The 15,909-nt window shown below is 46.0% G+C and carries 14 protein-coding genes; all 14 read right to left on the bottom strand.

Features of this window, described 5'->3' with window-relative positions; genetic code table 11:
- Positions 1–3 precede the first annotated feature (3 nt).
- Positions 4–1,515, bottom strand: a complete 1,512-nt coding sequence (locus ADU22_RS15710; protein WP_053362996.1) for a tripartite tricarboxylate transporter permease — start codon at positions 1,513–1,515, stop codon at positions 4–6.
- Between the two features lie 35 nt (positions 1,516–1,550).
- Entirely contained in the window at positions 1,551–2,060 is a 510-nt protein-coding gene (locus ADU22_RS15705) for a tripartite tricarboxylate transporter TctB family protein (protein WP_053362995.1), read from the bottom strand.
- Between the two features lie 70 nt (positions 2,061–2,130).
- Complete coding sequence (locus ADU22_RS15700; RefSeq protein ID WP_053364602.1) at positions 2,131–3,123, bottom strand: tripartite tricarboxylate transporter substrate binding protein; 993 nt, start codon at positions 3,121–3,123, stop codon at positions 2,131–2,133.
- Between the two features lie 313 nt (positions 3,124–3,436).
- On the bottom strand, positions 3,437–4,231 hold the full coding sequence (locus tag ADU22_RS15695; protein ID WP_156324368.1) for an enoyl-CoA hydratase/isomerase family protein: 795 nt from the start codon (positions 4,229–4,231) through the stop codon (positions 3,437–3,439).
- Positions 4,232–4,247: 16 nt separating this feature from the next.
- On the bottom strand, positions 4,248–5,459 hold the full coding sequence (locus ADU22_RS15690) for a CaiB/BaiF CoA transferase family protein (RefSeq protein ID WP_053362993.1): 1,212 nt from the start codon (positions 5,457–5,459) through the stop codon (positions 4,248–4,250).
- 166 nt (positions 5,460–5,625) lie between these two features.
- Entirely contained in the window at positions 5,626–6,267 is a 642-nt protein-coding gene (locus ADU22_RS15685; protein ID WP_197280069.1) for a GntR family transcriptional regulator, read from the bottom strand.
- A 130-nt stretch (positions 6,268–6,397) separates the two neighbouring features.
- Complete coding sequence (locus tag ADU22_RS15680; protein ID WP_053362992.1) at positions 6,398–7,762, bottom strand: (Fe-S)-binding protein; 1,365 nt, start codon at positions 7,760–7,762, stop codon at positions 6,398–6,400.
- 20 nt (positions 7,763–7,782) lie between these two features.
- Positions 7,783–9,219 (bottom strand): FAD-binding oxidoreductase, encoded by a 1,437-nt coding sequence (locus ADU22_RS15675; protein ID WP_053362991.1) that lies wholly within the window; start codon positions 9,217–9,219, stop codon positions 7,783–7,785.
- A 12-nt stretch (positions 9,220–9,231) separates the two neighbouring features.
- Positions 9,232–11,127, bottom strand: a complete 1,896-nt coding sequence (locus ADU22_RS15670; protein WP_053362990.1) for a sigma-54-dependent Fis family transcriptional regulator — start codon at positions 11,125–11,127, stop codon at positions 9,232–9,234.
- 109 nt (positions 11,128–11,236) lie between these two features.
- On the bottom strand, positions 11,237–11,938 hold the full coding sequence (locus ADU22_RS15665) for a hypothetical protein (protein WP_053362989.1): 702 nt from the start codon (positions 11,936–11,938) through the stop codon (positions 11,237–11,239).
- Between the two features lie 21 nt (positions 11,939–11,959).
- Positions 11,960–13,126, bottom strand: coding sequence for a pyridoxal-phosphate-dependent aminotransferase family protein (locus ADU22_RS15660; RefSeq protein WP_053362988.1), 1,167 nt, complete (start codon positions 13,124–13,126; stop codon positions 11,960–11,962).
- Positions 13,127–13,365: 239 nt separating this feature from the next.
- Positions 13,366–14,130 (bottom strand): sulfite exporter TauE/SafE family protein, encoded by a 765-nt coding sequence (locus ADU22_RS15655; RefSeq protein ID WP_053362987.1) that lies wholly within the window; start codon positions 14,128–14,130, stop codon positions 13,366–13,368.
- Between the two features lie 157 nt (positions 14,131–14,287).
- Positions 14,288–14,569: a hypothetical protein gene (locus ADU22_RS15650; protein ID WP_046523161.1), complete on the bottom strand. Its 282-nt coding sequence runs from the start codon at positions 14,567–14,569 to the stop codon at positions 14,288–14,290.
- Positions 14,570–14,581: 12 nt separating this feature from the next.
- Complete coding sequence (locus ADU22_RS15645) at positions 14,582–15,802, bottom strand: MFS transporter (RefSeq protein ID WP_231687965.1); 1,221 nt, start codon at positions 15,800–15,802, stop codon at positions 14,582–14,584.
- Positions 15,803–15,909: the final 107 nt, after the last annotated feature.

Genomic DNA, 15,909 nt, shown 5'->3' with positions numbered 1-15,909 from the left:
CTATCAGGATGCAATTGTTTTATCTTCTCCTCTAAGCTTCATTCTCCTGTTTTTAACCCATCTGCTTACAAGTGGATAAGCAATACTTATGATGGCCAGCAGAATGAAAACAAGGCTTATTGGGCGCGTAAAGAAAATGGTCCAATCATTGTTGGCCATTGACATGGCCCTTCTGAACTGGTCCTCTGCAATTGGGCCCAGAACTACCMCAAGGACGATTGGTGCAAGCGGGAACTTGGCACTTTCAAGAAAGTAGCCTATCAATCCAAACAAAAGCATGACACCAACATCAAATATTGAATTTCTGACCGCAAATGTTCCGATAATGCAAAACAGGACAATTAATGGCCCTATGATTGTATATGGCACTCGCAAAATTTTTGAAAATACAGAGATGAACGGTTTGGCGATCACAAGAATGAGCAAATTGGCTACAAGAAGGCCCATAAGAATGGTATAAACCAAAGAAGCCTGAGTCGTGAACATTAACGGGCCAGGCTGGATGCCATGTAAAATAAAGGCACCAAGCAGAATCGCTGTTGTTGCGCTCCCGGGAATCCCCAGTGACAGCAATGGAACCATGGCCCCCATTGCAGCCGCATTATTAGCTGACTCTGGAGCCGCAACTCCTTCGGGAATTCCCGTGCCGAACTCCTCTCTTTTCTTTGACCAGCGTGCAGCTTCGCTATAGCTTAACATCGCCGCGGTCGTAGCCCCAATCCCTGGAAGAATCCCAATAAAGATTCCCAGTAAGGAAGAACGGCCGATTACGTTGGATATTCTCTTCATTAATTTAAAATCGGGCAGCTCGGTCTTGACTTTTTGCTTTGACGTTTTTCTGGGTTTCTTCTGAACTTGGCGGAGGACCTCAGAAATGGCAAACAATCCAATCAGAACGGGAATGAAATCAATCCCCGACATGAGGTTTCCCGAACCGAAGGTGAACCTCGGCGTTCCAGTCATGGAATCGAGGCCGATTGTGGCAATGAACAGACCGAATGATACACCAATAAATCCTTTTACAAGATTCCCAGCACTTAAGGAGGCAACAACCGTTAAGCCCATCAAGGCGAGAGCAAAATATTCCGGTGCGGAAAAGCTCAATGCGAATGTAGCCAGGAGCGGAGTTAGAAAGATAAGGACAATTGTGCCAATTACCCCTCCAGTAGCCGAACTGAAGATGGAAACCCCAAGTGCTTTTCCGCCTTCGCCTTTCTGTGCCATTGGATAGCCGTCAAAAACTGTAGCCACCGCTTCCGGTGTTCCCGGTGTCCGAAATAAAATGGCGCTTATCGATCCGGAAAATACACTTGTTGCGTAAATTGATGTTAGTAATAGAAAGGCTGCGGTAGGATCCATGGCATAACTTACCGGCAATAACACAATTACCAGCATTGTTCCGCTTATGCCCGGAATTCCTCCACCMAAAAAGCCAAGCAGGATACCGCCAATCAATATGAGGAAATTTGCAGGAATGAGCAAATTTCCAAAACCGCCAATCAAGCCTTCAACCATTTGTCTCACCTCGTGTATGGAATGATTAGATGTGTTTAATAGAATAGCAGGCTAAATGTTGAAAAAATGCCTGTTCCCCTCGGAAATGGTGTGTTAAGGAGGAGCGGAAACAGCACAACAGCCCCGGCCGTGGCCAAAATACCAGTCAGCAGGCTGTGTGTCCACTTTTTCATTCCAAAAACAAGAGCGAGAACGAAAATAAAGAGAACCGTATCCAGAATGAATCCTACATAATCAAGAAGGAAGGTATAAACAACGAGGGCCCCAAATAAATAAAAGAACTTAGCGGGATACACGAGCTTCTCTTCATCGTTTGCGAGATCCTCGGCTTTTTCGCTCGAAGTTTTTTCAATTCTTCCTTTCTGTTTGCCGAATGTCCGTTTCAGCATGACCACTGATAAAACGAGGATAACCAATAGCAATCCTGCCGGCCATGAGCCCGGAGCAATTAAATCACCAGTGCGATTTTCAATCTGCAGAGACAAAACAAAAAAGATGGAAGAAAACAAAATCAGGATTATCGATATCGTACGATCCAATAACATGCCGAGCCTCCCTCTTAAACTGTTCTATGCTTAAAGACTGGAAAGGCAGGAAACCTGCCTTTCCAGCAACTTAATTACCTTCCAGAATTCCTTTATATGTTTTAATCAGCTCCTCCAGCTCAGCATCATAGTCTTTGGAGTTCAGCCACCCGTCACGCAAGTGTAAATAACTTGCCTTTTCATATTCCTTATAGTCGGGACGATCCTTTGCTTCCTCCAATGCTTTCTCAAGGGCATCCACAATTTCAGGCGGTGTATCGCGGCGAACCATAAAACCGCGTCCCTGGCCATCCAGGACATCAATTCCCAAATCGCTGGAAATTGGGACATCTTCAAACCCTTCCATTTTTTTATCGGTGAATGCCACCAGCATTTTGATGGAACCATCTTCGATTTGCGCGATGGATGGGCCTGGCTCTTCAGCAAGGACATCAATGTGGCCCCCAAGAAGCGCTGCTGCCATTTCCCCTGCACCATCGAAGGAAACGTAGTTGAAATCTGTTCCCGTTGCTTCTTCAAACTGCTTTAGCACAAGTTCATCAAAGCCCTTTGCACCCGTGCCGCCAACAGTGATTTTTCCTGGACTTGCTTTCGCCTGGTCGATGAGGTCCTGGATATCCTTAAATTTCCCATCCGCTTTGACCTGCAGTGTCATGGTGTCATTTTGAACACGGCCAATTGATATGAATTTGCTCATGTCGTTAGGCTCTGCTCCGGAAGCGATGTTAACCGGATGGTTCGATGTCATCGACCAGATTGTATAGCCGTCCGCAGGCTTCCTGGCCACATAATCTGCTGATGGAATGCCAGCGGCACCCGGCATATTCACCACATTGATATTGACACCAAGTATATCTTGAAGCTCTTTCGCTATGGCTCGCGCAAAATTATCACTGCCACCTCCAGCGCCGAAGCCAACGACAATTTCTATCTGCCTTTCAGGATAAGTGCTGTCTGCCTTTGTTTCTGTAGAACCCGCTTCATTGGACCCAGACTTGCATCCTTGCAGGAACAAAACGATGCCAATAAAGGCAGCCAATATCATCCACTTTCTGTTTTTCATCCTGTTTCCCCCGTTTTTCAAATTTAAAATCTCTCTCCTGCCTCCTGCTGCAAAATCATTTGGTACAAGATCACCTTGCGGCTTGTATGAAAACGCCTTCATTTATAAGGCTGTTGGATCCCCTTTCACCTCCCCTAGCCAGTTTACTTTTTATAATTTTGGTAATATTCTTACTCTTCTTAATGCAATTATCATGCCAAAATTATAAATCCTAGTGTGGCTTATAACACTGTTCGCCCACCTGCCCTTGATGTTCCATAATGAATCATTTTATTGTAGCAGGCTTGTTTCAAAAATAAACACCTAAACTCATCTATGAAAATTGGAAATTAGGCTTTCGTTTCTCAAGAAATGCATTGACACCCTCACGGTAATCCTCCGAAATGAATGAGTTCAACACAAGTTCTGCGGTTTCCCGGGAATCCGCAATTTCCCCCTGAAGGACGGCATTGATAATCGTTTTGGAACCTCTGACAGCCATTTGTGCATTTTGGCAAATCAGCCTTGCAAAGGAATAGGTTTCCGCTTCCAATCGGGAGCTTTGTATGATCCTGTTAACCAGCCCCATCGCGAGAGCTTCCTCCGCTTCGATAATTCTTCCCGTAAAAAGGATATCTTTGGCATGGGATGGACCAACCAATTCCACTAGATTCTTTGTTCCCGGAGTGTTGTAAATCAAGCCAAGCTTTGCCGGGGTGATACCGAAACGCCCTGTATGATCCGAGAAGCGGAAGTCGCAGGCAACAGCAATTTCACAGCCTCCGCCCACACAAAAACCGGAAATCATCGCTATGCTGGGTTTCTCTGAAGCGGCGATTTTGTGTTCAAGGATCATGGTCGCTTCATTGTATTTTTCAGCTCCTTCGGCTGTATAGCGAATTGTTTTAAATTCTCCGATATCCGCTCCTGCTGAAAATGCCTTTTCTGTGGTACTGCGGAAGACAATCACTTTGATATCCCTTCTCTGATTGCATTCATCCACTAGCTGGGCCAAATCCTCCCACATGCCATAGGTCAGGGCATTCCGCTTCTCGGGCCGGTTGATATAAATCGTCCCTATTTCATTTTCTACATTCAAATAGACCTTTTTTTGCTCCGTCGTGCTCATCGCCTGATTCTCCTTCCTAATTAGAAACCGCCTGGTGATATTGCTTTACGATGCCTTTGTCTATCAACCTTTTAATCCTGTCGCTCGAGTAGCCGATTTCCTGCAATACCGTTTCACTATGTTCCCCAAGCAATGGTGCAGGACTATTGATCTCAGCCTGTGTCTCGGAAAACTTGGTTGGCGAGCCAATTACTTTCATTTTTCCAATAAGCGGATGGTCCAATTCCTTGATCATGTCCCTTGCCTGATAATGCACATCATTGACTGCCTCGCCAAAATGGTTGATTGGACCAGCTGGTACACCTGCTTCTTCACATTTAGCGATCCAATGTTTCGCATCCTCAAGTATTGTAATTCCTTCAATCTCCCCCTCAAGCTCTTCTACATGCTCATGCCGCAGCGAATTGGTCAGGTATCGGTCATCATGGAGCCAATCAGGCCTTTGCAATACATGCGTACAGAACTTTTCCCATGTTCGCTGGTTTGCACAGCCAACCATCATATAGGTATCTCTCGCCTTTATGGCCTGGTAGGGAGCAGAAACCCGGTGTCTCCAGCCGGTTGGCTGGGGAATGGTTTTATTGGCAAAATAGGCGGCTGCCTCCCAGGTGAACCATGGAAGCCCTACATCGGCAAGGGAAATGTCCACAAGCTGGCCTTTGCCGGTTTTCAGTTTATGGACATACGCAGCGAGTATGGCATAAGCGGCCGTAATTCCTGCGCCAATGTCATAGACAGCAATTCCCGATTTCAAAGGACGTCCTCCAGGCTCGCCTGTCATGCTCATCAGTCCTGTCATMCCCTGGGCGACAAGGTCGAACCCGCCTTTATGGGAATATGGCCCTGTCTGTCCGTATCCCGAAATCGAACAATAAATGACTCCTGCATTCAATTCTTTTACTGTCTCGTAATCAATGCCCAGCGAACCTGTTACCCCGGGACGAAAATTCTCCACAAAAATATCCGCTTCCTTGACCAGTTCATAAAAGACTTCCTTACCTTCTTCCGATTTCAAATCCAGTGCAATGCTGCGTTTATTTCGATTGATTTGAAAGAAGCAGGTCGATTCCCCATTGACATAGGGACCCATTTGGCGGGAATCATCTCCGCCATTAATTTTTTCTATCTTGGTAACATCCGCGCCCAGATCGGCTAGAACCATCGTACAGTAAGGGCCTGCCATAATCTGTGAAGCATCAAGGATTTTAGCTCCTTTTAAAGGACCCATTCTTCCCCCTCCTTTTTGTTTCAAAGAATATGTATACTGTATACAGGATACAGTTTTATTTTATCTAGGCGAACAACACAAGTCAATTGAATTTTCTAAAAATTTATAAAATAAAAAAAACCGAGCAAAGGGAATGCCTTTGCTCAGTGAACTCATTATTAACCGCTTATAAATCTTCCAAACCTCTAGTCTGGTCGTTCAATAAGTGTTTTTCAATCAGCTTTACCGCTTCAAGTTTGTTTCCTGCTTTTAATGCCGCAAGAATCTCTTTATGTTCTTTGAGAATCTCTTGGTTATTCTTGGATTTTTTATTAATATTCGCCCGGTAAATCAGCAAAAGCGAACGTACATGGTTGAGAAGCTGGATCAATCTTTGATTGGGGCAATAAGAGAGCATCAATTCGTGAAACTGGGTGTTCAATTCCAGGATTTTCAGCGGATCCCCCTGTTTCATCGCCGCTTCCGACTCCTTCAGGACAGTTTCCATTTTAGCAAAACCTTCATCGGGGATAAGGTTTGTGATGCTGCTGATGACTTCTTTTTCAAGTACCAAACGAGTCTGATACAGTTCAAGAAAATCTTTTTTATCCAATTCTACTATTCTCATCATGGATTGTTCCTGAACGATAAGCCCTTCTGATTGCAGCTGCCGCAAAGCTTCCCGTAAAGGTGTTCTGCTTATTTCGTATTGTTCTGCCAGTTTGGACATGATTACTTTTTCACCAGGCTGCAGCTTGCCTGTCACAATCAGCTTTTTCAGCTCTTTATATGCCTGTTGGTATAAAGGTTCCGGAATGGTTAAGGCCAAGTAGATCCCCCGCTTTTTCAGTACCAATTATTGTATGCAGTATACAATGAAATCATAAAATAAGCTTAAGGCACTTGTCAATCAAATAGGTGGGTTCAACAAAACACCGGCCAGACTAAAGGACTTCCTGCTATGTGTTTTGCGCTTCCGCACGTTCAATTGACTCTACCAGATAATCGACCACATGCTTCGTTTCGATGGCCTTTTCCATTCCTTCACGATGAATCCCTAGCTTCATTTGCAAATAACAGCCGGGATTGGCAGTGACAAGCACAGCACAATCAGTCTCTTTCACCTTCTCCATTTTTTTATCGAGAATTTCATTGGCCAGTTCAGGCTGAAGCATATTGTAGATTCCGGCAGAACCGCAGCAGTATTTTTTCTCTGGAAGATTGACGTATTCGGCACCAGTTACCTTTTTGACAAGCCCCGCAGGCGCGTCCTTGACCTTCATTACATATTGCAGATGGCAGGATGGCTGGTAAGTGACCCTCTCCCCGCGGCCTGCCATCTCCGGCAGCTCGCCTTTTTCGTGAATAATTTCACTTATATCGCGTATTTTTCCTGAAAAGCCTTTGGCCCGCTCAAGCCAATTTGGCTCTTCCCTGAACAGGTCACCGTATTCAGCCAAAGCTGCTCCGCAGCCTCCTGCATTGGTTATAATGTAGTCAACATCGGCAGCCTCAAAAGCCTCAATATTGGCCTTTGCCAATTCAATTGTCTTTTCTTTCTTCCCGCTGTGGTGATGAAGAGCTCCGCAGCATTTCTGGGCTTGTGGAGTGACAACATCGAAACCTGTTTTTGACAGCAGCTTGATGGAATTGTCATTTGTTTCCCTGAACATCACATCCATGATGCAGCCCTGGAAAAAGGCAACACGCCCTTTGGATTCCTTTTGCTCATTTACCCGCGGAATATATTCCGGGTGAGGCTTCCGTTTGGAAGGAGGCTTGATTTCCGGCATGATCTTTTCCATTTGCTGCATCTGCTCAGGAAAGAATTTCAGGATGCCAATTGCCCTTGTCAGCTTTTGAAGCCCGCTTTTTTGGTACATCCACAAAAGGTTTCCGGCTTTGTTCAGGTTTTGCTGATCCGCTAGCACCTTTTCAAAAACAAAATTTTTTATATTTCGAATCGGCTTAGATGGCTTCTTTAAATCCATCTGCGTTGTATCAAGACTAGATTTTCGCACATGATAAGAGCCGGCATCCGTGGCTGCAGCAATCTGCTCCTTTGCAAGCATCACAATATCTGGCACCTGGACATCAATCGGACAGGCATCCACACAAGCTGAACACAGCAGGCACCGATCCAATTGGTCCTTGATTTCCTGGTTGACCGGGATGTCCCCCGATAGAACGCTGCGGGCCATTAACACCCTTCCGCGCGGACCATCGGCTTCCCTTCCGGTGATATTCAGCGTGGGACAGACGCCGCGGCAGGCGCCGCAGCGCACACAGGTATACATCGACTCTTCAGGTGTTAATAATTTCACAGTATTCACCTCTATACGCTTTAGTTTGGAAGTGCCATCTTGCCTGGATTTAATATATTATTCGGATCCAGCGTCTTCTTAATCGCGCGCATAACCTCCATGGCAGGTCCATGCTCTGCATCCATATATTTGGCCCTCACAATTCCAACACCATGCTCAGCAGTGGTAGTTCCTTCCATTTTAATGGCAAGCTGATGTATATCATCAATCATCTTTTGGACATTCTCCATTTCAACCTGATCATTGCTGCTGACAACAGGCCCTGTGTGCATGTTGCCGTCCCCAACATGGCCGTAGATTCCGCATACAATGCCATAGCGGTCGGCAATATTATGGATTTCACGCAATGTTTCAGGCAAACGCGAAATCGGCACACAGATGTCCTCCCCTCCATACACCCGGAACCCCCCTGGCTTTAGGAGCCCAACCGCTGCACCGACAAGCTTCCTGGCCTGCCAGAGCATTTCGCACTCCTCAGGTTCATCGCTGAACTTCAAATAGGTTGCATAAGACTCCACTACTTTCTTCAGACGATTCACCTGGGAACGTACCTCTTCTTTTGCGCCATCCACCTCAAACACCAAAATCGCCTCATTATCGAGAGGAAGATTTAGTTCAGGCTTCATCATATTGACAGCCCTTGTGCAATGAAAATCCATAATTTCTATTGCAGAAGGCTGTAAACCGGATGAAAACACTGCATTTACAGCTTCGCCGGCATCTTCCAGCCTTGCGAATGAACAAAGGACAATCCCTCTTGTGACCGGAAGCGGAAGTAATTTCAGCCTCAGGCGCGTGATAATGCCCAACGTCCCTTCTGACCCAATCATTAAATGAGCAAGGTCGTATCCTGATACGGATTTGAGGGCACGTGAGTTGGCGCCTCCAGTAACAATCACATCACCTGTTGGCAAAACCACTTCCATTCCCAGGACATAATGTCTGGTGACTCCATATTTAACCGCGCGAAGACCGCTGGAGTTATTTGAAACCATTCCGCCAATTGTGCACATGCTGGCACTGCCAGGATCAGGCGGAAACCTCAGCCCGTAAGGCTTCAATGCTTCATTAAGGTCATTTTGGACCACACCTGGCTCAATGATTGCCTGCATGTTGCGGTGGTCAATTTCAATAATCCGGTTCATCTTGGAGAGGTCCAGCATAATCCCGCCCTTGGTGGAAACGGCCCCGCCAGTCTGGCCGGTCGCAGCTCCCCTGGGATACAAAGGCACTTTGTATTCATTCGCCAATTTTACACACTCACTCACTTCCTTGGTGGAAAGTGCGATGACAGCAACCTGCGGTTTTCTCGGGTTAAGCTGCGTCTCGAAGGAAGCATCATAGGAGTAGGTCATCATATCGGTCTGTTTGGTCAACACCCTGTCCTTTCCAAAAATGTCCCGCAGCCGGGAAAGGACTTTTTCATCTAAAGGAGCCGGTGTTATCGTTTCGTTCATAAACATCCTCCTCTACTGGTTATTGATTTTGCGCCACAACGTTGTCCGGCCGATTCCCAGGATTTTGGCCGCCTCGGTTTTATTTCCATTCACTTGCCTAAGTACATCCAAAATATATTCACGTTCGTATTCCTGCAGCTTGCCATTTTCCAGTGCTTCCTTCCCGCTGGAGGGCTGCCTGGATAGCAGGCTGGAAAAATCCTTGCCTCCAGCCATCATGACTGTCTCTTTATCTATGAATTTACCTGTGGAAAGAATCATGGATCTCTCAACGATGTTCCTGAGCTGGCGGATATTGCCTGGCCAATGATAGCTCTTAAGGATTGCCATTGCATCTGGTTCAAACCCCTCGACTTCCTTTTGAATATTAGGCAGCAATTCTTCAATGAAATGCGAACAAAGCGGCGGGATATCCTCGATTCGCTCCCGCAATGGGGGAATCATGATATCAAGGATATTCAGGCGGTAATATAAATCGGCACGGAACCTGCCTTCTTCTACCATTTGTTCGAAATCGCGGTTCGATGCTGCGATGACACGAATGTTGATCGGAATGACCCTTTCATCTCCGATCCGCATGACTTCCCCTTCCTGCAGGACCCTTAAGAGCTGGGCCTGTACCGATTCAGCCAATTCCCCTATTTCATCGAGGAAGATTGTTCCTTGGTGGGCAAGTTCAAAAAGTCCGGTTTTTCCGCCTTTTCTTGCCCCAGTGAAAGCACCGTCGACATATCCGAACAATTCGCTTTCAAGCAGATTTTTGGGGATGGCTGCACAGTTGACTGCCACAAACGGTCCATCACACCGCTTGCTGCTGCTATGGATCAAATGGGCAAAAACCTCTTTTCCTACCCCCGTTTCTCCTGTCAGCAGTACAGTAGAATCGACTTGGGAATATTTCTTCACTTTGTCGATGGCTTTTTGGTAGGATGGACTTTGGCCTACAATATTTGATAATTTGTATTTCGTCACATGGCCGCGGTGCAGCAGCTTCTTGCGTATCTCCTGCTCCTGCTGCTGCAGTTTTTGCAGTTCCTGAAACGTGCACACCGCTCCAAACACTTTATTCTCATGACGGATTGGAACCCGGTTGGCAATGATTTTGACCCCATTTTCATCCTGTATCCTGTTCAACTCTTCCTTTCCGCTTAGAATGACTTTCATCATCCTCGAGTTGATTAGTAAATCGTCAATTTGTTTTCCATTGATATTGTCATACGGGATATTCAATATTTTCCGCGCCGAGGGATTGCAGACCGTAACGGTTCCTTCCTCATTTACCGCAATCACCCCGTCAGTAATAAAATCAAGGATGGCTTGAAGCTGTTTGGTCCTTTTTACCTCGGAACTCCGGACCTCAAGCAGGCTTTTGGCTTCATTTATCGCCTGGATTACGGATTCAATTCCCGATGAAAGGATGACGGTTTGCACCCGCTTATCCTTAACCTTGCTGACATAAACACTCTTGCCAATCAGGACATCAATATCCCGGTCAATAAGGGTCTTTACTGCCTTTTCTGCCTCAGTTAATGATTGAACGGCAAACTTTTCAATGGCATAACCCAAAGCGCTTTCAATTGATTCAATTCCCTGGAGGATCTCCGCAGTATCGGCTATGCCGATTTTATCCCCCCAATTTCTTGCCTCCGACACAGTACGCAGCAAATCATAACCGGTAATGGGAATTTGGACAACAGGAATGTTAATCCCCGAGTCGATAATTTTCGTCCCTGCCGTTCCCCGGCTGATAATGACTTCGATTCCGGCCTTTTCCAATTCCTTTGCAACGTCAACGGCGTCATCAAAACTCACTTTTTGAATGAGTATGTTTTCACCCGTTTTTCGACTGGCTTCCCTTGCGACTAGCATCATTTCCTCAATCGGGGAAAGTATGGCTATCCTTGACATAAGAACACCTCTAAATTTCCTATTTTACTAACAGTTCATTGTTTTACCTCTATTTTAAACGATAAAATAAGAATGTTAAGAAAAATTAAAAAAATATAGGTGTTTTGGTCTATCCCTGTTTTTCCAAAATGTGCTGCTGGACCTTAATTGCCCTATCAACCTGGCCCAAAGCTCCTCCAGCAGAGTAAACAGCTACGCTGACCCCCATTTCATAAAGAAAGCTCAAAATGCTTAGTTTTTCATCCTCTCCCATATTACGAATGGCCTCTCCGCCAATGATCACTCCGCATCCAACCAGACTATCCTTAAAATAATCTTCAAGGTATCCGTCAAGTCCTTTAATATTGAACATTTTATTATAACCATTCAATTCTATATAGATGGTATCCGGTATGGTCACTTCTGCTTTCCCGGTCAGGAGGGTTTTGTACAAGGCTGCAGGAGAAAGAAGGATTGGAATCGCTCCCCTTGCCCCTGCTGCCCCTGTCCGCGGGTCGGCTCCCGCTACCAGCAGGGAAGAGGAACCTTTGGCAAGACTTGAAACTTCCTCTTCCTTAATGATGTGGTTGGAACTATCATTCAGTAAACGCGACCACCCGGGAAAGGAAGCGAAATCTTTCTCAAGAATCAGGTTTGTAAGGATACGGCCAGTTTTTCCTGTCCGGCCTTCTGCTTCGTTTAGCTTTAAAAGAAAACCCTTGGCGTGACTTCCCGATAGATACACGTAATCAGGTTCAAAGGTGACTCTTTCCCCTGGAGTGACCTGGTCAAGACCAGCGTTTAATGCAATGCTTCTCTCAATATAATTCACTCCAACGCCCCCCTTTTTCCATCAGCAATATGGCTGTTCAAGCCATTGACGCTGGGCCGCGGAAACGCCAGATCCCAGTTCCACTTCGTGTCCGCTTTTTTTGAGTGCCAACTCCATGGCCGCGAACATTTTCAGCATATCTGCAGCATCTGTATACCCCATATGGCCCAGTCGAAGAATCTTGTTTTTCAGCTTTCCAAGCCCGCCGCCGAGTGCAATATGGAACTCTTCACGCATCATTTTCCGGAACTCATCCGCATTTTCCAGCTTGACTGCTGTAAGCGTCGGGCTTGCCGCCTGATCTTCGACAAGCAGCTCAAGGCCAAGAGCCCTTACTCCTGCCCGGGTCATTTCCCTCAAGGCAGCATGCCGTTTGTACTCGCTTTCCAAYCCCCCGCCTCTTTCAATCATGCTGCAGGCTTCCAGCAATCCGCAAACCAATGCGATATTGGGTGTGTATGGAGTCCCAACCCCTGATTCCAGTCCTTTTTTGTAAAGCTTGAGATCAAAATAGAAAGATGGACACTGGTGGCTGTCTATGACATCCCATGCCTTGCTGCTCATCGTGATCAGCGCCAGGCCAGGAGGAAGCATCAATGCTTTTTGGCCACCCGTTGCAACGATATCAATCCCCCATTCGTCCATATGGAGAGGCGCCCCGACAATCGAGCTGACCGCATCCACAAGAAAAAGGGCGTCCGTTTCAGCTACAACCGCAGCTATATCCTTAATGTTATTAAGCGCCGAAGTCGATGTTTCGCAATGGGTCGCAAATACGGCTTTTGCTTCCGGATTCTCTTTTAGCGCTTTTCTTACCTCTTCGGGATCAATAATATTCCCCCATTCCACTTCAACCCGTACAACCTTACAGCCTATATGCTTGGCAATTCCTTGCAGATATTCACCAAAATAGCCTGTAATACAGAGGATGATCGTTTCATCCTGGCCTACAGTATTGATGATCGCTGTCTCAAGTGCCGAAGCCCCGCTAGAAGTCAGTGGAACAACCAGATTCCTTGTCTGGAAAATCTTTTTTGACTTTTCCACTGTCTCATGCAGTACTTCCTGGAACGCCGGATTGCGGTAATCCATCATCGGATGGTCAAAACTCCGCTGCATGGCAATTTGTATTTCCTTTGGCACCTGTACCGGCCCTGGAAGGCGCAAATCCATTTTTTCTTTAAACATGAGAATCTCCCCTTTGGCATTCAAATTATTTAATATTTAATATTTAAATAGTGCAATTATCGTGCCAACGGTAAAACCATTAATAACACTACGATTGAGTTATTTCTCAAGCGTTTCATGTTCCGTATTGGAACAAGATGAAACGGAAAATGGAACAGCGGAAAGGCCTTGGAACTCTTGTTTCAGGAAATTAAAACCCCGGCAATAAAAAATAGCCATCGCAAGGGATGGCATATCATTTATATAAGTTTGAAACCGCTGATAAGGATCATTAAAGCCATGATTGTCCTTAAGGGTTTGGCCGGAACCTTTGCTGATAATGAACTTCCGATGATTACCCCCGGTACAGAACCGACTAATAGATTAAGCATCAGCATAAAATCGACATTGCCTATCCCGGCATGCATAATGCCTGCGGCTGTCACCAGGAAAAAGGCATGAGCGATATCCGTTCCAACCAGTTCTGATGCCTTCAGCCGGTAAAGATACAGCATAGCCAGAGCGAACATCGATCCTGAACCAATCGAAGTCAGCCCAACGATGAAACCAAGGACGGCACCCACTGCGATTGTCAAGCCCTTTTTTTCACCCAAGGGTTTCATCTGTAATGAATTCGATTCAAACTTCTCCTTATGAAACGTCTTGAATAGGGTGGTGAGAGCCACCAGTATCAATACATATCCCAAGGCATGCTTGATGATTTCCTCCTGGTTATTAAAAAAGGAGTCAAACAACTGAAGCAAGAAAACAGCCAATATGGCACTTGGAATACTGCCAATCGCTAAATATTTCATCAATTTAAAGTTGATTGTCTTTTGGCGCCAATGCTGAATGGAGCCAAAAAATTTGGTGACCGAATTATAAGCAAGGTCCGTTCCAACCGCTATTGCAGGATTTATCCCCAACAATACCAAAATCGGTGTCAGCAAGGCTGCCCCTCCTACACCAGTCAAGCCGACCATAAATCCGATGAGCAATCCCATAACTATTATTCCCATACTCATTAGGTGCACGCTCCAGACTAACCATTTTTTTCTGCCTATCTCACATTATGAAATGGTTATTGGCCTTGTGACCGTGTTTACGCCTAATGGGCTTAAGCACAAAAAAAGATGATTGCACTTATTGAAAAGGCCATGCCGAAGCGGCTGGCCTTGCTTGTTATTCTTTTTCTTCATCCTTAAGCTTGATCTTTTTGCATCCTACATAAAGACAGGAGTAAATATCCAGTCCCGGCTTTGCTTTGGCCAATCCTTTTATATAGGGAGTAACAAGATCCCTAAAGTCTTCGCCTACCCCTTCCTCCTCCAATATTCCGTAGACAAACAGCTTTTTTTCATCAAACAGGAAAGCCACATTTCCTACGGCTTTATGATGAGGGTCGACAACATTCAGAACTTGGTAATGAGGCGTGATTACTTCTGGTGAAAAATAAATTTGCATATCATCCACTCCTTAAGTGAGCTGCATTTTTTCGAATAAGCTATCGCTGCCTTCAGCCTTTTCCTTTTTCGGCACATGGATGAGCACCAGGCTTAGCAGCGCAGCGAATAAAGTCAAACCTGCAGTCGCCAGGAACATCCCGGGCCGCGACCATTCCATCAACGCCCCATATACCGGTGGGCCGATCGCTACTCCCAAAAATCGGACAGAGCCGTATAAAGAGGTAACAAATCCCCGGCGGTCGGTTGGGACTGAGCCTGTAATAAAGCTATTGATACAAGGCAATACAAGACCTGTACCGATGCTGCTGACAACAAGGACGGCAAAGAACGGCACTAGCTTGGTAAAAAGCACAAGCGATGCGAAGGATGCTGTCATCAGCAGCAGCCCGATAATGATCAATGCTTTCATTAGTCCCATTTTTTTGCCAATCTTGCTGCCTGTTATATAAGAAGTAGTAGTCATGAACAGGAGCGGTATCGCCAAAATACTGCCTTTCAGTACACCATCAATTTGATGATCCCGTTCCAGAATATCCGAAATATAAAACAAGATACCAAATAAGGTGAACAGGCAGGCGGCGCCGGTAAAATAGGCGGCAAAAAGCCAGCGGCCTTCGGTTTTGAACACGGAAACAAGACCTTTTACATATGTTCCAACAGGTGGAGGTTCTTTTTCCGCTTTCTTTTCCCTGATGAAAAAGATGGTGAGAAGCACGGATGCCAGACAAAAAATTGGAAATGCCCAGAAGGCGGCATACCAGAAAAGGAGGGCCAGCAAGGAACCAATAATTGGGCTGATTACTTTTCCGAACCCGTTGGATGCTTCAACCAACCCCAATACCCTGCTCTGTTCTCCGCCCTTAAACAAATCACCAGTAAGGGCCATTGCAATAGGTGCCGTTCCGGCAGCGCCAATGCCTTGGGCAATCCTTCCAGCGAGGATCCAGGTATAGGCGTTGGAAAACCACGCAGCTGCCGCACCCGCCAAAAGCCCCCCGCTTCCATATAGAATGAGGGCAGGAATGATAATGGCCTTTCGGGAAAAGCGGTCAGACAAATAGCCAAGAACCGGAATGGAAATGGCTGCGGCGATAGAAAACACTGAAATCACCAGGCTGACCTGAAATTGGCTGATCCCCAACTCTGCCTTCATTTTCGGAAGGACGGGGATAAGCATGGAATTCCCTAGCACGAGAATAAGCGGTATAGAACCAATGGCTAAGATCGCCATCCCTTTATTTTTTTGCTTTGCCAATGAAAGCACCCCTAACTGAAAGAATAAGCTTTCCTATTGTGTGGAAGCAGCCGATAGTTTATTCAGCGGAAAAGCCTAATTTC

The sequence above is a fragment of the Bacillus sp. FJAT-27251 genome (genome assembly GCF_001273925.1).
Taxonomy (GTDB): Bacteria; Bacillota; Bacilli; order Bacillales; family Cytobacillaceae; genus Mesobacillus_B.
Note: the sequence above shows the minus strand (reverse complement) of the source record. Positions and strands in the feature narration are given on the sequence as shown.